Origin of the sequence: Micromonospora sp. NPDC049523 (assembly GCF_040676775.1) — a bacterium.
GTDB lineage: Bacteria > Actinomycetota > Actinomycetes > Mycobacteriales > Micromonosporaceae > Micromonospora_G.
On sequence record NZ_JBFAPP010000007.1, the window covers coordinates 366,589 to 389,658 of the forward strand.

Genomic DNA, 23,070 nt, shown 5'->3' on the forward strand with positions numbered 1-23,070 from the left:
AGCCCGGTTTGGTGCTTCATGCGCACGTATGTGAGGGATGACGAAACATGTCGAGTGAGAGCCGGAAGGAACGCGCAGCCGCTGCCCGCAGGGCCACCCAGCGGGCGAGGCAGCGCGAACGCCGGGTGCGGCGCCTGCTCACCGGCGCGGCGATCGGCCTGGTCGTGGCGGTTCTGGTGGCCGTCGGCCTGGTGGTGGCCCTCGACCGACCGGACAACGGGGCAGCGGCGCAGACGATCCCGGCCACACCTCTCGCGACCGCCCAGGGACGCACGGACCAACCGCCGTGGTCGGCACCCTCGGACGCAGGCGCCCAGGTACGCGCGGCCGGGCTGCCCATGCTCGGCGCGGAGGGCACCGTCGAGCACATCCATGCCCACCTCGACGTCATCGTCGACGGGCAGCCGGTCGTGGTGCCGGCGAGCCTCGGCATTGACGAGTCCGCCGGTCAGATCAGCCCGTTGCACACCCACGACACCACCGGCGTGCTGCACATCGAATCGCCGGTGCAGGCCGACTTCAGCCTGGGACAGCTGTTCACCGAGTGGCAGGTGTCGCTGTCGGCCGACCAGATCGGCGGGCTCCACGCGGGTGACGGCAAGGTGCTCCAGGCGTACGTCAACGGCAAGCCCGCCACCGGAAACCCGGCGGGGATCATCCTGCACGCGCACGACGAGATCGCCGTGGTCTACGGCACCCCCACCCAGCAGGCGGACCCGCCGTCGAGCTACGCCTTCCCGGCCGGGGAATAGACGCGGGGGCACAGAACGCGGACGAGCCATCAAAGGGATAGATGACCGTCGAGGGCTTGACACCTCCCGTGTTATCGCTAACACTTTCCGGCAACAGGATGTTAACCAACATCCCGAACCGCCGGGCAGCACAGATCCCACTCTTGTACCTGCATATCAAAACAACCTCGCCGGAGCAGCACCTCCGTCGTCGCAAATCCCAGAGGTGTCGACCAGGCGTCTGTTAGCGCTAACACGCACCACATGCAGCCGGGACCGCTGCTGCCATCCCCATCTGCCCAGTGGGAAGGCCGACCATCGTGTCCCTGCGTCGACGAACACTCGCAGTCCTCTCCGTCCTGTCCACGATGGCCACCGCGGTCGTCGTGGTGAGCGCCCCGGCGGCCGCGATGGCCGCCAACACCGCCTACGTGATGGCGTACTTCACGGAGTCGCCGCAGATGCAGGCGGCCAACTACGGCCTGCACCTGGCGGTCAGTCCGGACGGCCTCAACTGGACACCGCTGAACCAGAACACCCCGGTGGTCACGCCGACGGCGGGCACGCTGGGCCTGCGTGACCCCTTCGTCTTCCGCAAGCAGGACGGGACCTTCGTCGTCCTGGCCACGGACCTCAACGGCACCGACTTCGGCCAGAACAACCAGTACCTGCACGTGTGGGACTCGACGAACCTGACCAGCTTCACCGGTTATCGCCGGATCCGCATGCACACGCTGAACACCCACACCTGGGCACCGACCGCGTTCTGGGACGCCTCCCGTGGCCAGTACGGCATCGTCTACTCCGCGAACAACGGCCGCGACGTGTTCATGGTCAACTACACCACGGACTTCCGTACGGTCAGCACCCCCCAGGTCTACTTCGACCCGGGCTCCGGGGTGCTCGACGGTGACATCGTCGTGGACGGGGCGACCACCTACCTGTACTACAAGAACCTCGCGGACGGCTATCTCTACGGGGCAAGGTCCGCCACCGGCGCCCCGAACAGCTACACCACCTACACCAGCCGGCTCCGGCAGGGCACCGCGATGGAGGCCCCGCTGCTGGTCAAGAACAACGAGGGCAGCGGGTGGCGGCTGTGGGGCGACTCGTTCGGTCCCGTCAACAACGACTACTACGCGTGGTCCTCGACCAACGTCGGCGCCAACGCGTGGACCGTGCTGAGCCAACGCGACTACACCCCGCCGATGAACGCCAAACACGGCTCGATCCTCGGTATCACCGGCACCGAGTACAGCGGGCTGATCGCCCGGTGGGGCACGCCCACCTGGGTACGGCTGAAGTCCTCCAACTTCCCGGACAACTACGTACGGCACGCCAACTACGTCGGGCGCGTCGACCCGTACCCGTTCGACCCGTACCAGGACCAGATGTGGCGTACGGTCCCCGGTCTCGCCGACGCCGCCGGTGTCTCCTTCCAGTCGGTGAACAACCCGACCCGCTACCTGCGGCACAGCAACCTCGCGGTACGGCTGGACCCCGACGACAACTCCGCCGCGTTCCGGGGCGACGCCACCTTCTACCGGACCGCCGGGCTGGCCGACGCCGCGTGGTCGTCGTTCCGTTCGTACAACTACCCGACGCACTACCTGAGGCACTCCGGATTCCTGCTGCGCATCGACCCGCTGACCGCCTCGTCGAGCGCGACCGACCGTCAGGACGCCACCTTCCGCGTCACCCCGTAGTCGCCCCCAGACGTTTCCGGAGCCTCGCATGTCATCATCGTCGCTCAGCCGCCCCCGTCTGCTCCTCCGTGCCCGAGACATCGTCACCCGGTGGCGCTTCGGCTGACCGGCCGGGCCGTCAGCCGAGGCGGGCCGCGCGGCCGGTGAGATGGCGGCGCTCCGGGAGGCTGGTCGCACGGCGGGCGGCCTCCCGGTAGTCGGTCGCGGCGGCGGTCCGGTCACCGGCCATCTCGCGCAGGTGGGCGCGGGTGGCGAGGAATCGGTGGTGACGTGCCATCCGGTTGTCGGTGCCCAGCGCTTCCAGCAGGAGCAGTCCCGCCGACGGGCCGTGGACCATGGCGACCGCGACCGCACGGTTGAGCGTGACCATCGGGCCTGGTGCGAGCTTTTCCAGCAGCTCGTACAGGCCGAGCACCTGGGGCCAGTCGGTGGCGTCGAGGTGCTCGGCCTCGTCGTGGACGGCCGCGATCGCGGCCTGCACCTGGTACGGGCCGAGCTGCCCCCGGCCCAGCGCCTCCGTGACGAGGTCGAGCCCTTCGGTGATCAGTTTCCGGTCCCAGTTGCCGCGGTCCTGCTCGGCGAGCGGCACCAGGGCACCGTCGGGTGCCGTACGGGCGGGCCGGCGCGCCTCGGTGAGCAGCATCAGGGCCAGCAGCCCGGTCACCTCAGCGTCGTGCGGGAGTAACCGTCGCAGCCAGGTGGTGAGCCGGATCGCCTCGTCGGACAACCGGGGTGCGGTGAGGTCCGGTCCGGTGGAGGCGGTGTAGCCCTCGTTGAAGAGCAGGTACAGGACGTGCAGTACGGCACGCAGCCGCTCGGCCCGCTCCGGTCCCTCCGGCGGGGTGAACGACGTACCGCTGGTCCTGATGCTCTGCTTGGCCCGGCTGATGCGTTGCGCCATGGTCGCCTCGGGGACCAGGAACGCCGCGGCGATCTGGGCGGTGCTGAGGCCGCCGACCGCCCGCAGGGTCAGCGCAATCTGGCTGGGCGGTGACAGCGCCGGGTGGCAGCACAGGAAGAGCAGGGTGAGTGAGTCGTCGCGGTCGGTACCCGGGTCGGCGTCCGCGGGCCGCCCGAGCAGTTCCGACTGCGGCGTGGTGGCGAAGATCGTCTCCTCGCGCCGCCGCCGCGACTGCTGGCTGCGCACCTCGTCGAGGAGGCGATGGGTGGCGACGGTGGTCAACCAGGCGCGAGGATTGTCCGGCACGCCCTCGGCGGGCCAGCGCATCGCGGCCCGCAGCAGTGCCTCCTGGGTCGCGTCCTCGCACGTGTCGAACTGCCCGTACCGGCGGACCAGCGCGCCGAGGACCTGCGGCGCCAACTCGCGCAGCAGGTCCTCGACTCCCCGGTCGACGTTCACAGGCTGGCGGGCGCCTCGTGCAGAATCGGCCACACCTCGACCGGCTCGATGTGCGCCCACGGCATCTCCGCGGCGATCTCGTACGCCCGCTGCTCGTTCTCGCAGTCGAGCAGGTAGAAGCTGGCGATGTACTCCTTCGTCTCCAGGTACGGTCCGTCGGTGACCGCCGGGACGCCGTCCGTACGCCGTACCAGCCGGGCCGCCGCGGCGTCGGCCAGCCCGTACGCGCCGAGCAGTTCGCCGGTCTCCCGGTACTTCCGGTTGAACGCGTCCTGCTTGGCGATCTCCTCGGGCCAATTCTCGGCCAGGATCGAGTCCCACTTCTCCTGGTTGCCGTAGATCATCAGCAGGTACTTCATCAGGGTTGTTCCTTCCGGTTCGCGCACCTTGCCGGCGCTGTCACCTGGTAAACGGAGCCGGCGCACCGCCCTCGACATGCTTACCGGAAAAATATCTCGGCCGGATCTGTCGAACCGGACGGCATTGATTCGTCTCCCTGGCAAGAGCACCAGACAGCGAGACAACGGGAGCCGCAATGAACACGATCACGATCCGGGCCGACAACATCCTCACCACCCGGCCGGTGTGGCAGGTCAGCGCGCTGGCCGGACTGGCCGCAGCCGTCGCGACGGAGATCTTCGGCCTCGCCGCCCGCGCGGTGGGGGTGCCGATGGTGGCGGGAAGCGCCGGGGCCACGGTCGCCGAGCCGGTCAACGTCGGCATGTTCGCCATGGGCACGGTGATCTCCGTGTTCTGGGGCACGATCCTCGCGGTCGGACTCGCCCGGTACGCCCGCCGCCCCGCCCGTACCTACCTGTGGACGACGATCGCGCTGACGGTGGTGTCGATGGCGGGGCCGTACCTCGCCGGAGCCACCGCGACCTCGACCAAGGTGATGCTCGCCCTGTCGCACGTCGTCGCCGCGCTGATCGTCATCCCGATCGTCACCCGCCGACTCGACCGCCTCCCCGGCCGGCCCGTCGCACGCTGACCGACCGGCACCCCGGTTCTCGGGAAGCCGACCGGGGTGGATCATTCCCGGCCGACCTCGGCCCCCAGCCGGGGTCGGCCGGCGGGCCGGCGCGAGCGGCGCAACTCGGTCAGGGCGAACCCGACGACGAGTGCGGCGGCGATGCCGACCAGTCCCCACGGGTAGGTCACGACGGTGGCGCTGAACCGGGCCGGCCGCTCCGGTCCGCCCGCCTCACCCCGGACGGTGTAGCGGCCGAGGGCGGGTGCGCCGATGGCCACCGGTAGGCGTACGGTCCGCTGCTCGCCCGGGTTCAGGGTGGCGAGCAGGGGCGGGGGCACGAACCCGGTCGGTTCGGCACCCCGGCCGAGCGTCACCGTGACCGAGGGATCGACCACGGGTACGGCACCGTTGTTGCGTACGTCGACGAGCAGGAGACGTTTCGCCGGGCCTCCGAACAGGGCCGACCAGGACCATTGCCCGGTCACGGCGACCCGGGTGATCTCCAGCGTGGCGGTGCCCGGCGGCGAGTCCACGAATTCCGGTGGCACGGTCGGGGCGGTGGCCCCGGCGACGACCACAGGTACCGTGCCGCCGAGGTTGCCGTTCAGGGTGGTCACCCGGACGACGCACGGGCAGCCGACCGGGGGTGCGGTCACCGTGAGCGTGGTGGTTGCCGTCCCTGACGTCGAGACGTACGTCTGCACCGAGTCGTGCACGGCGCAGTCCGCCGACCCGCGCCGGCCGCCGTTGCCGCAGATCTCCAGCGCGGCAGTGCCGGCCGGCCAGCCGCTGAGCCGGACCATGATCCGATCGCCGAGTGCCGCCCGGTCCCGGTCGATGCTGATCATGGGCATCGACCCGGTCGGAGACGCGGTGGGGGTCGCGGGCGCCAGCACGGTGGTGGCCAGCACCGTGGTCGCGAGCATCAGGGCGGGGGCGCCGGCCACGGTCACGGCCGCCCGTCGGCGGGCACTACAGGCCCGACGCCGGATGCCGCGGGGACGGTGTCCGGGACGTCCGGAGCCGGTGCCGCGGAGACGGGGGTACGGCGGGTCGGGCGGCGCCGGATGCGTCGGACCACCGCCACCACGCAGAGCAGCGCCAGCGCCGCGACCAGTAGCCACGGTGGGGCCCAGACACCGCTGGTACGGGTCACCCGAGGCAGCGGTACGTCCATCGTGGAGGGTTCGACCAGCACCGCCACGGTCAGCCGACCCGCCGCCGGCAGTCCGGTGACCCGCTCCCGTACCTCGATCGCCGATCCGGGTAGCAGTTCGGGCAGTTCGAGGGTGCCGGTACGGGCCAGTGACCAGCCGAGCGGGCCGCTGACGGTGACCTGACCGGTGCCGCCGATCCGTACGTTGCCGTTGTTGCGAAGTTGGTAGCGGACCGTCGTGGTGCCGCCCCCGAACGGGTTCAGCGGGTTGTGGTGTGTCACCCGTAGCGTCTCGACCTGCAGCGACGGGTGCAGTGGCCCGGCCACCCGGAGGTAGATGCGGGCGGCGGCCCGCCGGTCAAGGTTGACCCGCTGCCCGCTGTCGTCGGTGCCCACCCCGGTCACCGAGGCGACCAGGCCACCGGTGTGGTCGCCCGGTGTGGCATTGGCGGGTACGTCGAGACGGAACGGGATGACCGCCCGCTGGCCGGCCGGGACCGTCCGGGTACGCGTCCCGAGGCTCGTCCAGGCCCCCGGACCGGTCGGCCGTTGGCTCGCCGGCAGCAGCCCGAATCCGCCGTCGATGGTGGTGAACGCGTCGGTGGCGTACACGGTGAGTGTCAGCGGTGTGGTGCCGAGGTTGGTGATCGCGACATGGTCGTCGATGCGCTGTCCGGGGCTGGCGTCGTAGGCGAAGTAGCTGCGCCCGGTGGGTCCGGAAGGGCTGGAGGGTTGCACCGCCCAGGTGATGTCGGCAGCGGGTGACGCCGCCGGGGCGGCGTGGCCGGGCGACGCGGACAGGACGGCGATCAGGGCCGCGGCCAGCGCCGCCAGCGATCGGTGGATCATGTGCAGCTCCGCGGGAGGGGGCGGCGGCAGCGGCGTCCGATCCACGGATCGGACGCCGCTGCCGTAAGGGGTTAGGACAGGGTGACGGTCAGGGTCGCGGTGTAGTCGCCCGGCGAGGTTGACGCCGGTACACCGAGGTCGAGCCGTGCCCCGCACTCGAACCGTCCGGCGCTCGCACCGGCAGCCGAGGTGCACAGAGCCCGGGCGGTGCCCAGACCTGTGCCCGCACCGGGAATGGCCACCGCACCCGGCGTGACCACACCCGGTGTGCCGACCAGCCCGTCGTTCACCACCGACGCGTTCGGCGTCCAGCCGAGGTTGTCGGCGGCGATCACACCACCGGCGGCACTGGTGAAGTTCTCCACCTGGCCGATCAGGCTCCAGCCGGCGTTGGTGCCCCGCTGGTCGGTGACGGTGACCTTGTTGAGGTTGCCGGTCGCCGTACCACCGGGGTCGACCGCGCCGAGGGCGACGGCCGATCCGGCCGAGGTCAGGATCAGCGCGCCGGTCTGGCGGACCTGCGCGGTGATCTCCTGCTCGGCGCTGCCGCCGGCCCCGGGGGTGCTGGCGAAGCTGACCGGGGTGAAGGTGTCCTGGCTGCGGTCGGACGAGCCGTGGGCGGCGAAGGTCAGGATGTAGCACTGCACCGAGGTGCAGTCGACGGCGTTACCGCTGCCGTCGGTGTACTGCGCGGCGACCGACAGCGTGGTGCTGAAGGTTCCGTCGCCGTTCAACTTGTCCTGTCCCGCGCTCGGGGTGGTGACGTTCTTGTTCACCCACTTCACCGACTTGTAGCGCCGGGCGTTGACCCAGTAGTCGGTGTCGTTCTTCGGTCCGAAGGCGACGTAGACGCCGTTGCCGCCGGCACCGTCGGGGTCGAAGCCCGAGCCGGTGACGGTGACGGTCCCCTCTTCCGGGTCGATGCCGGTCGACGGGGTGACCGACACGGCCGGCGCCGCGGGTGCCCCGGCGGAGGTGAAGCTGAACGTCGCCGGGTCCAGGACCGTGCCGGCACCGTAGAAGCCGGCGAACGCCGACGCCCCGATCTCGGTCATGGTCGTGGCCAGGTTGGTCCAGGTCACCGTCGTGCCGGAGGACTGCGGGCCGGCGGAGGCGTCCAGGGTCGCGATTGCGGCCTGGTCGACCGACACCGGTTCGAATCCGCCACCGCTGACCTCGAGGTCGACGTCGGCGAGCAGCGATCCCGTTTCCCCGGTCAGTACCACCGTGGGGTTGGCCATGGTGATCTTGAAGAAGTGAGCCGGGTACGACAGCACCACCGTGCCGCCGTAGTGGACGGTTGCCGCCCCGGTCGCCGGGTCGTACGAGCCGTCGAGGGCGGCAAACCTGAAGGTGCCGTCCGCGTTGCGGGTGGCACCGTCGGCTACCGCGATCGGCGGATTGCCGTTACCGGTGGACACGTAGTTACGGAACGAGGCCTTGAATCCCCAGTCGAGGTCACCAGCGGTGACGCCCACCGGGGCCGCCGCCACGGGCGCCACCGCGACGATCGAGGCGGCGGCACCGAGGACGACCGCGGCCGTCCATCGCAGCGACGTACGCCGGGCGTTGCCGGCGTTCAGTTTGCCCATCCTGCTTCCTTTCCGAGAAGACCGGGGGAACACCTTCCCCCAAGAGCAACTTAGGTTAGCCTAGGCTAAGTTGCGGTCAACCCGGCACCCGGACAACAGGTCGACGCTGTTGATCCACAAGAAACGAGCCGGTCAGACGCTTGTCCTTCGACTGCATCCGGTCTTAGGTTAGGCAACCCTTATTGTTCAGTCGTCAACCAACCGGAGTAATCCCAATGTCCACTCGTCCAGGGCTGCCCCGCCGCCTCACCGGCACGGTCCTCCTGCTCAGCGCGGTCGCGGCCGGCGTGTTGTCCCCCTCGGTGGCCTCCGCCGACACCGTCGGTCAGGGCCCGAACGGACAACGCCTCACGGTCGGCAAGACGGCCGGCATCAACCGGGCCGGGGAGACGATCACCGTCTCCGGCTCCGGCTACGACATCAACAAGGGGATCTACGTCGCGTACTGCGTCGACAACGGCAAGGGCGTGCTCCCGTCGCCGTGCGGTGGCGGCGCGGACACCAGCGGCAGCTCGGGCGCTTCCCAGTGGATTTCGTCCAACCCACCCTCGTACGGCGAGGGACTGGCCATCCCCTACGGCGCGAACGGCACGTTCCGGGTCCAGATCAAGGTCAGCGCGAAGATCGGCGACATCGACTGCACCGTACGCAGGTGCGTGGTGGCCACCCGCAGCGACCACACCCGCACCAGCGACCGTACGCAGGACGTACTCGTCCCGGTGAGCTTCGCTACGCCACCCGCCCCGGTCACCGGCGCGACCACCGGACCGGCACCCTCGCGTACCGGAGGCGCCACCAGCCGCCCCGACACCCGGCCCACCACCAGCGCACCGGGATCGCCCGGCACATCGAGCGCCGCCGCCACGCCGGTCACCGGCACAGCGGTGACCGGTCCGGTCGACGGACCCGGTGGCGGGACCGCCGCAGCCGGCCCGATCGAAGTGACCCGGGTCAGCGAGAGCAGCTCCACCGGTCGCCTGTGGACCGGTGCGCTGGCGCTCGTCGTGGCCGCGCTCGTCGGCGTACTCCTGCTCCGGCGCCGCAACCGGCGCGGTGCCGCATGATCCGACGACCCCGCCCCACCCACGGCGCCGCCCTCACCCTGCTTGCCGTCCTCGCCCTCGCCGGCTGCGCCGGCACCACCGCCGAGGCCGACCGCGACCCGGCCGCCGGGTGCGGCCCGTCGACCGCACGGGTCGAGTCGACCGACGTGGTCCCGGTGACGAGCAAACCGCCGGCCACCCTGCCGGCCACCGTGACCAGCGCAGACGGTACGAGCGTGACGGTGACCGACACCAGCCGGATCCTGCCGGTCAACCTCTACGGCTCGATCGCCGAAATCGTCTTCAGCCTCGGCCTCGGCGACCGGGTCGTGGGACGGGACACCGCCACCACCTTCGCCGCCGCGGCCCACCTGCCACGGGTCACCCCGGCCGGACACGACCTCTCCGGTGAGGCGATCCTCCGGCTCGACCCCACCGTGGTGATCGCCGACGACAGCATCGGGCCACCGGAGGTGCTCAACCAGCTCCGCCGCTCCGGCATCCCGGTGGTGCTGATCGACGACGAACAGACACTGACCGCGGTGCCCCGGCACATCCGGGCAATCGCCGCGGCGCTGGGCGTCCCTGCCGCCGGAGAGGCGCTGGTCGGCCGGGTCGACGCAGACATCGCGGCGGCCCGGCGCAGCGCGCCGGAGGGTGCACCGCCACGCATCGCCTTCCTCTACCTGCGGGGCACCGCGGGGGTGTACCTGATGGGCGGCAAGGGCGCCGGCTCGGACGAGATGATCCGGGCGATCGGCGCGGTCGACGCCGGCACCGAGATCGGACTGGAGAAATTCCGCCCGCTGACCAGCGAAGGCCTGATCAACGCCGCCCCGGACGTGATCCTGGTGATGACCGAGGGCCTCGAATCGGTCAAGGGTGTCGACGGGCTGCTCGCGATGCCGGGCGTGGCGCAGACCCCGGCCGGGCGCAACCGGCGCGTCGTCGACATGGACGACGGGATCCTGCTCAACTTCGGCGCTCGCACCGGCCTCGCCATCAGCGCACTGGCCAAGGCGGTCTACGACTGCGAAGGCACCCGACCGTGAGCGCGGAACCTGTCACCGCGCCACCGTCGCGGTTCCGTACCCCCGGACACGGACCGGCCGGACCAGCCGGCACACGGCACCGTGACGGGATGCTCCTCGCCGCGCTGACCGTCGGGCTCGTGCTGATCTGTCTGGTCGCGGCCGGCACCGGCCAGGTGCACGTGTCACCGGCCGAGGTGCTCGGCTCCGTCCTGCACCGGCTCGGCCTGCCCATCGGTCCGCTGCCCGGCGCCGTACAGGGCGAGAACGCGCTCTGGGTGGTCCGATTCCCCCGGGTCAGCCTCGCCGTCGTGGTCGGCGCGTCGCTCGGCTGCGCCGGCGCGCTCATGCAGGGCGTCTTCGGCAATCCCCTCGCCGAGCCCGGCGTCATCGGCGTCTCCTCCGGCGCGGCGGTCGGCGCCGCCGCCACCATCGTCACCGGCATCTCCACCCTCGGTGGCTGGACCGTCGCCGCGGCGGCGTTCGTCACCGGTCTACTGACCACCCTGCTGGTGTACGCGATGTCCCGCGCCGACGGCCGCACCGAAGTGGTCACCCTCGTGCTGACCGGAATCGCGGTCAACGCGGTCGCCGGTGCCGTACTCGGCCTGCTGATGTTCTTCGGTGACGCCGACGCGGTCCGGGCGATCGCGTTCTGGCAACTCGGCAGCCTCGCCCAGGCCACCTGGGGCAGTGTCGCGGTAACCCTGCCCTGCGCGGTGGTCGGGATCGGCGCCGCACTGGCCGCCGCCGGCCGACTGGACCTGCTCGCGCTCGGCGAGCGACCGGCCCAGCACCTCGGCGTCCCGGTAGAACGACTGCGGATCGTGATGATCACGGTCACCGCACTGCTCGCCGCCTCCGCGGTCGCCTTCACCGGAATCATCAGCTTCGTCGGCCTGGTGGTGCCGCACCTGATCCGGCTCGTCACCGGCCCCGGACACCGGGTGCTGATCCCCGCGAGCGCACTCGGTGGGGCGATCATCGTGGTCGCCGCGGACCTGGCCGCCCGGACCCTCGTCGACTACCAGGAGCTACCGCTGGGCGTGCTGACCGCGGTCGTCGGCGGGCCCTGCTTCTTCTGGCTGCTCCGCCGTACCCGCAGCCGCGCCGGAGGCTGGGCGTGATCCCGTCGACGGCCGGGAGGCCGGGCAAGGAGCCGCGGACGCGGCCGGCGCCCGCCGCCGGAGCGCTCCCCGTCGAGGTACGTGACCTACGGGTCCGGCTCGGTGACCGGCTCGTCCTGCGGGAGGTGAGCATGGACGTCCGGGCCGGCGAACTGCTCACCCTCGTCGGCCCCAACGGCGCCGGCAAGTCCACCCTGCTTGCCGCGCTCTGCGGTGACCTCCGGGTGGCCGGCGGACAGATCCGGCTACAGGGATCGGCGCTGTCCACGTGGACACCCGGCCAGCTCGCACGCCGACGGGCGATGCTGCCGCAGCGTACGACACTGGCCTTCCCGTTCACCGCGGGCGAGGTCGTGGCCATGGGCCGGGCCCCGTGGGCCGGTCGACCCGAACAGGCACAGGACGACGACGCGATCGCCGAGGCGATGCGGCTCACCGAGATCGAAGACCTCGGCGGCCGTCCCTTCCCTGCCCTGTCCGGCGGCGAACAGGCGCGGGTGGCACTTGCCCGCGTACTCGCCCAACGCACCTCGATCCTGCTGCTCGACGAGCCCACCGCCGCCCTCGACCTGCACCACCAGGAACTGGTGCTGAGGGTCGCCAGGGCTCGGGCCCGAGCCGGGCACACGGTGGTAGCCGTGCTGCACGACCTGGGGCTGGCGTCCGCGTACGCCGATCGGATCGCCCTGCTCTCCGCTGGCCGGCTGGTCGCCGACGGGCCCCCGGAAGAGGTGCTGACCGCGGATCGTCTCAGTACGGCGTACCGGCACGAAATCGAGATCTTCCCCCATCCCCGCACCGGAACCCCGCTGGTGCTGCCGATCCGATCCAACGAGGACGAATGATGAACGACACACCGGTCCTGGCCGAGGCGAACGGTCTCGCCGCCCGACTCCGTACGGCAACCGACGCGGCCCACCGTGCCGCCGAGTCGACCCCGTACATCACCGCGCTGATCGCCGGCCAGATCCCGCGCGCGGGTTACACCGCCCTGGTCGCCCAGCACTACTTCCTCTACGAGACCCTCGAACAGGCCGCCGAGGCGATGCGTGACGACCCGGTGGCCGGCCCGTTCGTGGCCGACGAGCTGACCCGACTCCCCTGGCTGGCCGAAGACCTCGCGTTCCTGCTCGGCCCGCAGTGGCGGGAGCAGATCGCGCCCGGCACCGCCACCGATGCCTACCGTGACCGGTTGCGCGAGGTCTGCTTCACCTGGCCAGCCGGGTTCATCGCCCACCACTACACCCGTTACCTGGGCGATCTCTCCGGCGGCGCGTTCGTCGCCGCCGCGGTACGCCGCACCTACGACTTCACCACGGACGACGGCACCCGGTTCTACCAGTTCGATGGCATCCCGAGCCGGGGCAGGTTCAAGCGGGAGTACCGCGACCGGCTGGACGCGCTCGCGCTGGACGCGGCCGAGGCCGAACGGACGGCCGCCGAAGCGGTGATCGCCTTCGAACTCAACCGGGCGATGTTCCAGCAGCTCGGCGCCGCCCATCCCGCGTCCCCCGCAGTTGGGACGGTCAACCCGATCTGAGTCGCGGTCGGCGTCGAACTCGACCATCGGCCGGCCGACCCCGCCCTGGTCCCACGGTGACCGGCTGCTGGCCGGTCACCGTGGGGGTCAGCGGCGGCGGGCGGTCGGCAGCAGGGACGGGCTCACCCAGCCGTTGTCGGCCGGGTTGAGGGTGAGGCCGGGCGGCACGATCTCGTCGATCCGGTCCAGCACGTCGTCGCCGAGCACGACCTCGGCAGCAGCAAGCTGGGACTCCAGGTGGTCCATGGTGCGCGGCCCGATGATCGCGGCGGTCACAGCCGGATGGCGCAGGACGAACGCGATGGCCATCTCGATCAGGGTTGTCCCGGCCTCGGCGGCAAGCTTGGCCAGGGCGTCAGCGGCGTCGAGCTTGCGCTGGGAGGCCCGCGACGGTGGTGCGCTCGCGCACGCCCTTGCGCCGCGCGTCGTCCCGTTGCGGGATCGTCAATGCGTCCGGGTGCGGAGGCTTCGCGCCAGGGTGGGGATCATCACCGTCGCAGGGACGAGGTGTAGCCCGAGGAGGGCGATGGTGGTGGCGGTGTTTGCCCCGCAGAGAAGGGGCGGGACCAACGAGACCACGGTCAGCGTCGCTGCCGTCCACACGAATCGCTCGGCGGGGCGAGCGCTCCAACGAAGCAGGGCGGCGGCGATGACGACGCCCACGACCGAGAAGAAGCCGGTCACCACGGCGAACCCGGACAACGGGATCGTCTCGCCACCATCCGGGACCTCGAAGTCGACGCCAACGGCCTGGGCGAGCGCACCGGCGAGGGTGGTGGCCACCACCGCCGCGAGCGTGGCGATCGAGCCGGTGCCGGCAAGCCCGCGAAGTCGATGGGTCCGGGTGGTCCGGCCCGATGCCGGGCCTGCGACGACCCCGGCGTCATCCGTGCTGTTCATGTCGTTCCTCCACGATCCGGTAACTGGCGTACGGAATTTTGGAGCGGCCTCCGCGACACGCCCGCCACCGCGCAGGGTGAGCGTCCGGACCGGGATTACTCCGTGCCGTACGCCGGCAGGCGCTCCGGCAGCCCGAGCCCGGGGAACTGGTCGTCGTGGAACGTGATGATCTCGGTGATCGCGCCGCCGGTGACGCGCAGGGCGTCGATCGTCAGCGGCAGGTACGCGCCCTCCTCCTCCCGCCAGAGGTAGAAGGCGACGGCGGGCTGCCGGTTCACGGCCGTGGGGACGGCGCGCAGGTGTCCCAGGTCCTCGAAGCCGTCCGCGATCCAGTCGTTCACCACCGTGTCGCGGCCGACGCACAGGCCCGGCGTGGGCGGCATCGAGCAACGGACGTCGTCCCGCAGCAGTGCGGCGAGCCCGTTGACGTCCTTGGCCACGCTGGCGTCGGTGAAGCGGCGCACCAGCTCGCGCGTCCCGGCGTCCTCCTCGCCGCCGGTCCAGTCCTGCCGCTCGGCGGGCAGGTGCTCCCGCATGCCGGCGCGGGCCCGCTGCAGTGCGCTGTTCACCGAGTTGACGGAGTCCCCGAGCAGTTCCGCGACGTCCTTCGCCGGCCAGCCGAGCACGTCCCGCAGGATCAGCACGGCCCGCGGGCGCGGCGCGAGGTGCTGGACTGCCACCAGGTACGCCAGCTCGATCGTCTCCCGCGCGACGGTGGCGGTCTCCGGCTCGTCGTCGTCGCCCGCGGGCAGCTCGTCGAGCAGCCGGTCCGGGTAGGGCTGTAGCCACAGCACCTCGCCGCCGGTCGCCGGCTCCGGGCGGCGCTTGGCGAGCAGGTCCAGGCAGGCGTTGGTGGCGATCCGGTACAGCCAGGCCCGGAACGTCGACCGCCCCTCGAAGGTCTCCCGCCGCCGCCAGGCACGGAACAACGTCTCCTGCACGGTGTCCTCGGCATCCTCGAACGACCCGAGTATCCGGTAGCAGTGCACGTGCAGCTCCCGCCGGTGCCGCTCCGCCAGCCCCGAGAACGCCGGCTCGTCGACCTCGCCCAGCCCGCTGACGCCGAGCCCGCTCACGCCCAGACCGCTCACGCCCAGCTCCTCCAGCCGTGTGTCCGCACTCATCACGCCATCCTTCCGTCCCGTCGTGTCCCGTCGTACGTATGACGGGTGCGGGCGTGGAAACTCATCACCAGGCCCGCCGCGCATCCGGGCGTGAGGCCTTGTTCACGGCGGGTTGGAAGGCTCACCACCCGGTCACCACGTACGCGATCGGCGAGGGCCTGGCCGTGCGCGGAGAGGAAGTCGCCGACGCCGAGCCCGCCGTCGAGGCCTGGCTACGCCGCGTCGGCCTGCTCACCCGCTGACCACGGCACGTCATTGCGTGCCACGGGCCATGACATGCTCCTGGGCCGCAGCCCAGGTCACGAGCAGTTCAAGGCCGTCGCCGGACGAACCGCATCGAGTTCGTCGGCAGCGTCGCGCTCGTCGCGAACATGGGTGCGTAGAGCGCCATGCCCAGCGGGTTCGCGGCCAGGATGTCGAAGCGGTGGTTACGCAGAAACGCGGGCACACCGGTCATCGACTCCAGGCCGGCGGCACGGGCCAGGTGGTGCAGGTGCGCGGTCTCGGTGTCGTCGAGCTGCAACGCGCGGGCGACGGCGTCCAGGACACTCTCGGAGGCGCCTGCGAGGTTGCCGCGCTCCAGGCGGGTGTAGTACTCCACGCTGACTCCGGCCAGCGCGGCGACCTCACCGCGGCGCAACCCCACGACCCTGCGGTTGCCGTACGCGGGGATACCTGCCTGCTCCGGGCTGAGCCTCGCCCGGCGCGAGCCGAGGAACGCCCGGACCTCGCTTCGGTTGTCCATACCCCAGGCTAGACAGGGCACCCGCCGCGAAGGGGGTCCCTGTGTTTACCCCCTTTGCGCCGGGTGCCCCGTCAAGCAGCAGCGACACGGGTCCGCGCACTGCCGACTTCGTGGGTGGGGCGGGGGCGGACACCCGCTCCCCCGCCCACCTCATGCCGAGCCGGTGTCAGAAGTCGCCGACATCGTTGCGCCACCTGCGACCGCTGCGGCCGATCAGGCGCTCGGCGTCGGTCGGACCCCAGGAGGCAGCCTCGTACGTGGGGATCGGGGACGAGTCCTTGGCCCAGTGTTCGATGATCGGGTCGACGATCCGCCAGCACTGCTCGACCTCGTCGGTACGGATGAACAGCGTCGGGTCGCCCAGCAGCGCGTCGAGCAGCAGCCGCTCGTACGCCTCCGGGGACTCCTCACGGAACGTCTTGTCGTACGAGAAGTCCATGCTCGCCGTGCGTACCCGGAACGAGTGGCCGGGTACCTTCGCGCCGAAGCGCAGCGAGATGCCCTCGTTGGGCTGGATGCGCAGGATCAGCGCGTCGGCGTCCAGTTCGGTGAGCTGGTCGGTCGGGATCGGCAGGTGCGGGGGCCGCTGGAACTGCAACGCCACCTCGGTGACCCGGGCCGGCAGCCGCTTGCCGGTACGCACGTAGAACGGCACCCCGGCCCAGCGCCAGTTGTCGACGTTGAGCCGCATCGCCGCGTACGTCTCGGTGCGCGACAGCGGGTCGACGCCGGGCTCGTCGCGGTAACCGGCCATCAGGTCGTCCCGGGTGCCGCCTCGGGTGTACTGACCGCGAACGGCCAGGTCGGCGATGGTCCGGTCGGTGGGCAGCCGGATCGCCTGGAGGAGCTTCACCTTCTCGTTGCGCAGTCCTTCCGCGTCGAACGAGGCCGGCGGCTCCATCAGCGAGAGCGCGAGGACCTGGAGCACGTGGTTCTGCACGATGTCGCGCATCGCCCCGGCGCTCTCGTAGAAGCCGCCGCGGGTGCCCACGCCGAGCGTCTCGGCGACCGTGATCTGTACGTGGTCGACCCAGCTACGGTCCCAGATCGGCTGGAAGATCGAGTTCGCGAAACGCAGCGCGATCACGTTCTGGACGGTGTCCTTGCCCAGGTAGTGGTCGATCCGGAACACCTGCGGCTCGTCGAAGCTTGAGTGCACGATCGCGTCGAGTTCGCGGGCGGTGGCGAGGTCGCGACCGTACGGCTTCTCGATCACCAGCCGGGCGAACGAGCCCTCCCGGGCGCGGTTGAGCCCGGCACCGGCGAGGCCGTGGATGACGGGCTCGAACGCCTCGGCGGGAGTCGACAGGTAGAACAGGCGGTTTCCGGCGGTGCCGCGCTCGGCGTCGAGCTGGTCGAGCGTCTCGGCGAGGCGCTTGTACGTGTCCGGATCGTCGTAGCCGCCGGAGACGTACCTGATTCCGCCCTCGAGTTGCGGGTAGTCACGCAGGCCGTGGCCGTTGAGGGCGGAGTCGGCGAACTGCTCGTCACTCATCGCCGTACGCGCGACACCGACCAGGGCAAACTCGCGCGGCAGCCGGTGGTGCCGGGCGAGGCTCGCCACCGCGGGGATCAGCTTGCGGCGGGTGAGGTCACCCGAGGCGCCGAAGATCACCAGGGTTGCCGGTGGGGCGTTGCGCTCAGACGTGATCTGAGGGGCGTTGTCCATGGTCCTGTGTCCTCCAATCGCGCGGTGCCGGTCGACCCGCGCGAGTGTCTGAGTGTCGCTGAGAGGCGTTGCCGAACACGCCGTCGACGGCTGTGGCGACGGTCATCGGCGTAGGGGCGATGCCAGTCGTACCACTCTTGCCGTCCCCCATACAGCAAGCTTGCCAGCCTGTCCGGGGTGCCCGCCGGACAGGGTCGGTCGCGCATCGGAAACACCCTGGCCGGGCCACATTCCGCTGAACGTGGTGGCCGCGGAGCTCCTTCCCCCAGTGTCGGAGGTCACTTTCGACACCATACAAACCCCGCCGTACGGGCCACAGGCGGTGCACGACCAGGTCGACGTAGTAGCGTTGTCGCTCGCTGTTCGGGCCGGTGGGAACGGGTCACGCCGCCGGAACCCGGCCCGGACCACAGACAGGGAAGAGTGGCGATGCGGGAAGCTGACACGGCGCCGAAGCTGGACGTCTCGATCGCACTCGCGGCCGAGGCCGATGACGGCGACTTCGTCGCCACGGTCGTCGACCTGATCAACCAGGTGTACGCCGACGCCGAGAAGGGGTTGTGGCTCGACGGCGCCAACCGTACCGGCCCGGCCGAGGTGACGGCCCTGATCCGTGCCGGCGAACTCGCCGTGGCCAGGATGGGCGGCCTCCTCGTCGGCACCGCCCGCGTCCACCGTCTCGCCACCGGCGAGGGCGAGTTCGGCATGCTGACCGCGAGCCCGCAGCATCGTGGCCTCGGCATCGGCCGGGAACTGGTCGCGTTCGCCGAGCGCTGGGCGCGGGAGCGCGCCCTTCCCCGGATGCAACTCGAACTGCTCGTCCCGCAGACCTGGAGACATCCGGACAAGGAATTCCTGCGCGACTGGTACACCCGCATGGGCTACCGCGAGGTACGCAAGAGCCGCCTCGACGAGGCCTATCCCGAGCTGCTGCCGTTCCTCGCCACATCGTGCGACTTCGTGGTGTACCACAAGTCCCTCTGACCTGCGGCGTCGTGGAAGGTGCGGGCCAGTTCGACCGCCCGGGGCAGCAGCAGCGGGCTGGTGAGGCTGAGCAGTCCCAGGACCGTGAGGGCCGTACGTGGGCTGGTGGCTTCGGCGAGTAGTCCGCCGAGCGCGCTGAGGATGGCGATGGCGGCGCTGCTGCCGATCGACCAGGCCGACAGGGTGCGGGCGATGCGCTCCTTGGGGGTGTGTTCCAGTCGACAGGTGGCGAGCACCGGGTTGTACAGGCTCATGCTGATGATGATCGCGAGTTCGACCACGATCACCGTCACGAAACCGGCGACACCCGGCTGGACGAAGGCGAGGCCGATCAGCCAGACCGCACGCAACGTGCCGACGGTACGAAGGATCCGGGGTTTGCCGTACCGGGCCACGACACGAGGGGCCAGGCGTGAGCCGATGAGTCCGCCGACGCAGGGGGCGGCGAAGGCAAGGCCGTACTGCCAGGGTGGGAAGCCGAGGTCGCCAAGCAGCAGCACGGCCAGCAGCGGCTCACTGGCCATGATCAGTCCGGCGACGAGCAACTGGTTGAGGTACAGCGCCCGCAGGCCGGGATGGGCCAGGAGATACCGCCACCCGTCGAGCAGATCGCCGGTCCGGACCGGGCGCTTGTCGGTTCGCCGCTGGTGCTCCTCCCGACCGCGAATCGCCGTGATGCCCAGCGCGGAGAGCAGGTAGCTGAGCGCGTCGGCCAGGACGGTGACGACCGGCCCGAACAGGCCGACCGCCGCGCCGCCCAACGGTGGCCCGACCGCGATGGAACTCCAGGTCGTCGACTCGAACCTCGCGTTGGCCACGAGCAGGTCGTCCGGCCGGACGAGTGACTTGAGGTAGGCGCCGCTGGCCGCACCGAAGGCGATCTTGGCCGTGCCAAGCACGATCGAGACGACCAGCAACTGCACGAAACCGAGCCGGCCGAGGGCGTACGCGACCGGGATCGTCATCATGGCCGCGAACCGCGCCAGGTCCATGGCGATCATCACCGGTCGCTTGCGGCGGAACTCCACCCACGGCCCGAGCGGCAACGCGATCAGCGCACCCACTGCCGGCCCCACCGCGGCCAGCGCGGAGACCTGGGCCGGGCTGGCATCCAACACCAGCACGGCGATCAGCGGCAACGCACCGAACCCCAGCCCGGAGCCATAGGCACTGACCGCGTACGCCGCCCACAACCAGCCGAACTGCCGACCCAGGGACCGTCTGGCCAATGTCCGCACCTCCCGCTTGAACAACTCACCGTTGATCGCGGTGATCAAAGCAAGGGCGAGATCAGCAGATCAAACAACTGCAACGGCGGCGAGCCACAACCATTGGTTGTGACGCTAGGGTGTGCTCCGTGGATCTCGATGCCGTCCGTACCTTCGTCGCCGCCGTGGACGCGGGCCAGTTCCAGGACGCGGCCGTGGCCCTGTCGATCACCCAGCAGGCCGTGTCCAAGCGCATCGCCGCACTGGAGAAGGATCTGGAGGTACGGCTGTTCACCCGCACGGCTCGCGGCGCCCAACTCACGATCGACGGCCAGGCGTTCCTGCCCCATGCCCGGGAACTACTCCGGATGGAAGCACGCGCCGACGCATCCGTACGCCCCGGTCGGCGTGCCCTCCGCGTCGACGTCCACAGTCGCCGGACCGCGCCGGCTGTGCTGCTGCAGGACTTCCACCGTACGCATCCGCAGATCGAGCTGGATGTCGTGACCCTCGACGCCGACGTCCATGCCGCGACCGCCGCCGTCGAGGCGGGAACGATCGACGCGACCTTCCACGCCGTCACCGTTCCCGCGCGCCAACTGCCAGCCGGGATCAGGACCGCCCGCGTGATCGACGAGCACCACGAGATCCTCGTCGGGCCACTCCATGCGCTCGCCAACGCCCACGCCGTCACGCCCGCACAACTCGTCGGCCACCGCATCTGGATGCCCGGCATGGCCGCCGGTACCGAATGGGGCGCCTACTACGACGAACTCGCCGACGCGTTCGGCCTCACCATCGACCGGGTCGGGCCGGTTTTCGGAAACGAGGCACTGCTGGCCGAGATCTCCGACTCCCCTGAACTGGCGACGCTGGCCGGCGAACGCACGCGATACCTGTGGCCGGACAGCTACGACCTGCGGCGCATACCGGTGCGCGATCCGGCGCCGGTATACCCGATGTCACTTATCTGGCGCGACGACAACCCGCATCCCGCGCTCGGCAAACTCCGCGACCACCTGGGTTCCCGTCGCGTGGACACACCCGACGGGGAGGTGTGGACGCCGAGGTGGGCGCACCATCCGGCTCCGATGTCGTAGTGGCTCCGCCTCCATACCTCATTCCTCCTCTGTTCGGCAGGATGAGGGCCTGCGAGGTGTTCGACCCGGGGCGGGTCGTAGTGCCATCATCGGGGCTGCGACCAGCGGTGTTGGCCCACCGGTCGGTGGGGCCGGGCGTTGCCCCGTACAGGTGTCCCGGCCGCGACGGTGCGTGTCACGACGATGCCGCCGTTGTCGCGGCGCGGATCCCACCGGATGGCCGTTGACCTAATACATCGACGCATGCAAGTGTCTCCTGCGGTGGCCGCCGCGACACCCACCGGAGCCGCGGCACCCCCTGTCCCCGACCGAACCGACGGAGTAGTCCGGCCCCACCGGGTGGACCGTCCGCCGACCCCCACCGAGGAGTCTTCATGAGACGCAAAACGCTGATAACGGGCGTCGCGCTCGCTGTCTTCACCGGGATGACGGTGACGCTCACGGCCCAGCCGGTGTCGGCGTCGCCGTCCGTGGCCGGTACGTCCGCGATCGCCCCGCCCGCCGCCTCCCTCGCGGCAGCACCGGACATCTCCGTGACCAACGTCCAGGCGCACCTGACACAGTTCAACAGCATCGCCACCTCCAACGGGGGCAACCGGCGGGCCGGCTCGGCCGGTTACACCGCGTCGGTCGCCTACGTGAAGAGCCGGCTCCAGTCCGCCGGCTACACGGTCACCGAACAGCGCTGCACGGACTGCACCTACCCGTCGAACAATCTCATCGCCGAGTGGCCGGGCGGCCCGGCCGACCAGGTGGTCATGTTCGGTTCCCACCTCGACGGTGTCTCGGCCGGCCCGGGAATCAACGACAACGCCACCGGCTCGGCGTCGCTGCTGGAGAACGCACTGGTACTGGCCCAGCAGAACCCGACCATGACCAAGCGGGTCCGGTTCGCCTGGTGGACCGACGAGGAGCAGGGACTCAACGGCTCCGACTTCTACGTCCGCTCGCTCACCGCCACGCAGCGGGGCTACATCAAGGGGTACTACAACTTCGACATGGTCGGCTCGACCAACGGCGGGTACTTCATCAACCGGATCACCTCGACCACCGCGGCTCCGCTGAAGGCGTACTGGGACTCGCTCGGGCTCCAGCCGGAGGAGAACGTCGAGGGGCAGGGCCGCTCCGACGACTACTCGTTCCAGCAGGGCGGCATCCCCACCTCGGGATACGCGGCTGGCGCCAGCGCCCGCAAGACCGCCGCGCAGGCCAGCAAGTGGGGCGGCACGTCGGGATCGGCGTACGACCCCTGCTACCACCGCGCCTGCGACACCACCAGCAACGTCAGCGCCACCGTCCTCAACCGCAGCGCGGACGGCGTCGCGTACGCGATCTGGCAGCTCGCCACCGGCACCGGCACCCCGACCAACGACTTCTCGGTCGCGGTCGGCCCGACCTCCGGCAGCGTCGCTCGGGGCAGCTCGACCACCACCACCGTTTCGACCGCCACCACCGCCGGTAGCGCGCAGACGATCAGCCTGTCCGCCACGGGCGCGCCCTCGGGCGTCACGGTGTCGTTCAGCCCGTCGTCGCTCACCTCCGGCGCGTCCGCCACCATGACCGTCGCCGCCTCGGCCAGTGCGACCACGGGTACGCACACCATCACGGTCACCGCGACCGGCTCGGTCACCCGCACTGCCACGTACACCGTCACCGTGACCGGTGGCGGCAGTTGCAGCGGAGGGCAGGTCGTCGGCAACAGCGGCTTCGAGAGCGGCACCACCCCGTGGACCGCCACCACCGGAGTGATCACCAACTCGGCCAGCCAGCCGGCGCACGGCGGCTCGTACAAGGCATGGCTCGGTGGCAACGGCACCACCCGTACCGAGACGCTGACCCAGTCGGTGACCGTGCCGGCCGGGTGCTCGACGTACACGCTCTCCTTCTACCTGCACATCGACACGGCCGAGACCACCACGTCCACCGCGTACGACCGGCTCACCGTGCAGGTGGGCAGCACCACGCTGGCGACGTACTCGAACCTGAACAAGGCCGCCGGTTACCAGCTCAGGACGTTCAACGCGGGCGCGTACGCCGGCCAGACCGTCACCCTGAGGTTCACCGGCACCGAGGACTCCTCCCTGCAGACCAGCTTCGTCGTCGACGACGTGACGTTGCAGGCGAGCTGACCTGCCCGGGGTGGGGGGGGGCGCGGGCCGGCCCCCCCCCCCCCGCCCCCCCCCCCGGGCCCGGGGCGCCGCGGGGGCCCGCCGGGGGGGGGTGGCGGGTGCA

The 23,070-nt window shown here is 70.7% G+C and carries 22 protein-coding genes and 1 pseudogene; 12 read left to right on the forward strand and 11 right to left on the reverse strand.

Annotation, left to right across the window (positions count from 1 at the left end; translation table 11 throughout):
- Positions 1–47 precede the first annotated feature (47 nt).
- Both AB0J90_RS13870 and AB0J90_RS13875 read left to right on the forward strand, forming a co-directional pair.
- Positions 48–752 carry a hypothetical protein gene (locus tag AB0J90_RS13870; RefSeq protein ID WP_363595621.1) on the forward strand — a complete coding sequence of 235 codons (705 nt, stop codon included), beginning with the start codon at positions 48–50 and terminating at the stop codon, positions 750–752.
- Positions 753–1,099: 347 nt separating this feature from the next.
- Positions 1,100–2,437 carry a glycoside hydrolase family 43 protein gene (locus AB0J90_RS13875; RefSeq protein WP_363595623.1) on the forward strand — a complete coding sequence of 446 codons (1,338 nt, stop codon included), beginning with the start codon at positions 1,100–1,102 and terminating at the stop codon, positions 2,435–2,437.
- A gap of 118 nt (positions 2,438–2,555) precedes the next feature.
- Here AB0J90_RS13875 and AB0J90_RS13880 read toward each other — a convergent pair whose 3' ends face one another.
- On the reverse strand, positions 2,556–3,797 hold the full coding sequence (locus AB0J90_RS13880) for a sigma-70 family RNA polymerase sigma factor (RefSeq protein WP_363595625.1): 1,242 nt from the start codon (positions 3,795–3,797) through the stop codon (positions 2,556–2,558).
- The gene (locus tag AB0J90_RS13885; protein WP_363595627.1) at positions 3,794–4,156 is read right to left on the reverse strand and encodes a YciI family protein; all 363 of its coding nucleotides are present in this window, start codon (positions 4,154–4,156) and stop codon (positions 3,794–3,796) included. Before AB0J90_RS13885 ends, AB0J90_RS13880 begins: the two co-directional genes overlap by 4 nt.
- A 176-nt stretch (positions 4,157–4,332) precedes the next feature.
- Between AB0J90_RS13885 and AB0J90_RS13890 the strand changes: the two genes are divergently transcribed.
- The gene (locus tag AB0J90_RS13890; RefSeq protein ID WP_363595629.1) at positions 4,333–4,788 is read left to right on the forward strand and encodes a DUF6069 family protein; all 456 of its coding nucleotides are present in this window, start codon (positions 4,333–4,335) and stop codon (positions 4,786–4,788) included.
- A 41-nt stretch (positions 4,789–4,829) separates the two neighbouring features.
- On the opposite strand, the gene AB0J90_RS13895 is transcribed toward AB0J90_RS13890, so the two are convergent.
- The 3 genes from AB0J90_RS13895 to AB0J90_RS13905 all read right to left on the reverse strand — a co-directional run bounded on the left by AB0J90_RS13895 (position 4,830) and on the right by AB0J90_RS13905 (position 8,367).
- Positions 4,830–5,723: a hypothetical protein gene (locus tag AB0J90_RS13895; RefSeq protein ID WP_363595631.1), complete on the reverse strand. Its 894-nt coding sequence runs from the start codon at positions 5,721–5,723 to the stop codon at positions 4,830–4,832.
- Positions 5,720–6,775, reverse strand: coding sequence for a DUF916 domain-containing protein (locus tag AB0J90_RS13900; protein ID WP_363595633.1), 1,056 nt, complete (start codon positions 6,773–6,775; stop codon positions 5,720–5,722). Before AB0J90_RS13900 ends, AB0J90_RS13895 begins: the two co-directional genes overlap by 4 nt.
- Positions 6,776–6,846: 71 nt before the next feature.
- Positions 6,847–8,367, reverse strand: coding sequence for an HtaA domain-containing protein (locus AB0J90_RS13905; RefSeq protein ID WP_363595635.1), 1,521 nt, complete (start codon positions 8,365–8,367; stop codon positions 6,847–6,849).
- A gap of 215 nt (positions 8,368–8,582) precedes the next feature.
- Between AB0J90_RS13905 and AB0J90_RS13910 the strand changes: the two genes are divergently transcribed.
- From AB0J90_RS13910 to AB0J90_RS13930, 5 genes are all read left to right on the forward strand, one after another.
- A complete protein-coding gene (locus tag AB0J90_RS13910) occupies positions 8,583–9,431 on the forward strand; it encodes a hypothetical protein (RefSeq protein ID WP_363595637.1) in 849 nt (282 codons plus the stop codon).
- Positions 9,428–10,462, forward strand: coding sequence for an ABC transporter substrate-binding protein (locus tag AB0J90_RS13915; protein WP_363595638.1), 1,035 nt, complete (start codon positions 9,428–9,430; stop codon positions 10,460–10,462). The genes AB0J90_RS13910 and AB0J90_RS13915 overlap by 4 nt, the downstream gene beginning before the upstream one ends.
- A gap of 89 nt (positions 10,463–10,551) precedes the next feature.
- Positions 10,552–11,568, forward strand: coding sequence for an iron ABC transporter permease (locus AB0J90_RS13920; protein WP_363595639.1), 1,017 nt, complete (start codon positions 10,552–10,554; stop codon positions 11,566–11,568).
- Positions 11,565–12,413 carry a heme ABC transporter ATP-binding protein gene (locus AB0J90_RS13925; protein ID WP_363595641.1) on the forward strand — a complete coding sequence of 283 codons (849 nt, stop codon included), beginning with the start codon at positions 11,565–11,567 and terminating at the stop codon, positions 12,411–12,413. Before AB0J90_RS13920 ends, AB0J90_RS13925 begins: the two co-directional genes overlap by 4 nt.
- On the forward strand, positions 12,413–13,108 hold the full coding sequence (locus AB0J90_RS13930; protein WP_363595643.1) for a biliverdin-producing heme oxygenase: 696 nt from the start codon (positions 12,413–12,415) through the stop codon (positions 13,106–13,108). Before AB0J90_RS13925 ends, AB0J90_RS13930 begins: the two co-directional genes overlap by 1 nt.
- Before the next feature lie 87 nt (positions 13,109–13,195).
- Here AB0J90_RS13930 and AB0J90_RS13935 read toward each other — a convergent pair.
- The 3 genes and pseudogenes from AB0J90_RS13935 to AB0J90_RS13945 form a co-directional block, all read right to left on the reverse strand.
- Positions 13,196–13,477: pseudogene (locus tag AB0J90_RS13935) on the reverse strand (aldo/keto reductase); the annotation flags it as partial.
- 75 nt (positions 13,478–13,552) lie between these two features.
- On the reverse strand, positions 13,553–14,008 hold the full coding sequence (locus AB0J90_RS13940; protein ID WP_363595645.1) for a DUF6069 family protein: 456 nt from the start codon (positions 14,006–14,008) through the stop codon (positions 13,553–13,555).
- Between the two features lie 95 nt (positions 14,009–14,103).
- Positions 14,104–15,132 carry an RNA polymerase subunit sigma-70 gene (locus tag AB0J90_RS13945; RefSeq protein WP_363595647.1) on the reverse strand — a complete coding sequence of 343 codons (1,029 nt, stop codon included), beginning with the start codon at positions 15,130–15,132 and terminating at the stop codon, positions 14,104–14,106.
- A 53-nt stretch (positions 15,133–15,185) separates the two neighbouring features.
- On the opposite strand from AB0J90_RS13945, the gene AB0J90_RS13950 reads away from it, so the two are divergent.
- The gene (locus AB0J90_RS13950) at positions 15,186–15,374 is read left to right on the forward strand and encodes a hypothetical protein (protein ID WP_363595649.1); all 189 of its coding nucleotides are present in this window, start codon (positions 15,186–15,188) and stop codon (positions 15,372–15,374) included.
- A gap of 68 nt (positions 15,375–15,442) precedes the next feature.
- On the opposite strand, the gene AB0J90_RS13955 is transcribed toward AB0J90_RS13950, so the two are convergent.
- Both AB0J90_RS13955 and zwf read right to left on the reverse strand, forming a co-directional pair.
- The gene (locus AB0J90_RS13955; protein ID WP_363595651.1) at positions 15,443–15,877 is read right to left on the reverse strand and encodes a helix-turn-helix domain-containing protein; all 435 of its coding nucleotides are present in this window, start codon (positions 15,875–15,877) and stop codon (positions 15,443–15,445) included.
- 166 nt (positions 15,878–16,043) lie between these two features.
- Entirely contained in the window at positions 16,044–17,546 is a 1,503-nt protein-coding gene (zwf, locus tag AB0J90_RS13960) for a glucose-6-phosphate dehydrogenase (protein WP_363595653.1), read from the reverse strand.
- 429 nt (positions 17,547–17,975) lie between these two features.
- On the opposite strand from zwf, the gene AB0J90_RS13965 reads away from it, so the two are divergent.
- The gene (locus AB0J90_RS13965; RefSeq protein ID WP_363595655.1) at positions 17,976–18,530 is read left to right on the forward strand and encodes a GNAT family N-acetyltransferase; all 555 of its coding nucleotides are present in this window, start codon (positions 17,976–17,978) and stop codon (positions 18,528–18,530) included.
- On the opposite strand, the gene AB0J90_RS13970 is transcribed toward AB0J90_RS13965, so the two are convergent.
- On the reverse strand, positions 18,464–19,759 hold the full coding sequence (locus AB0J90_RS13970) for an MFS transporter (RefSeq protein WP_363595657.1): 1,296 nt from the start codon (positions 19,757–19,759) through the stop codon (positions 18,464–18,466). The two genes, AB0J90_RS13965 and AB0J90_RS13970, sit on opposite strands and share 67 nt — an antisense overlap.
- Before the next feature lie 128 nt (positions 19,760–19,887).
- Here AB0J90_RS13970 and AB0J90_RS13975 point away from each other — a divergent pair, with 128 nt between their 5' ends.
- Together AB0J90_RS13975 and AB0J90_RS13980 are read left to right on the forward strand one after the other, a co-directional pair.
- On the forward strand, positions 19,888–20,838 hold the full coding sequence (locus tag AB0J90_RS13975; RefSeq protein WP_363595659.1) for a LysR family transcriptional regulator: 951 nt from the start codon (positions 19,888–19,890) through the stop codon (positions 20,836–20,838).
- A 374-nt stretch (positions 20,839–21,212) separates the two neighbouring features.
- Positions 21,213–22,967 (forward strand): M28 family peptidase, encoded by a 1,755-nt coding sequence (locus AB0J90_RS13980; RefSeq protein ID WP_363595661.1) that lies wholly within the window; start codon positions 21,213–21,215, stop codon positions 22,965–22,967.
- Positions 22,968–23,070: the final 103 nt, after the last annotated feature.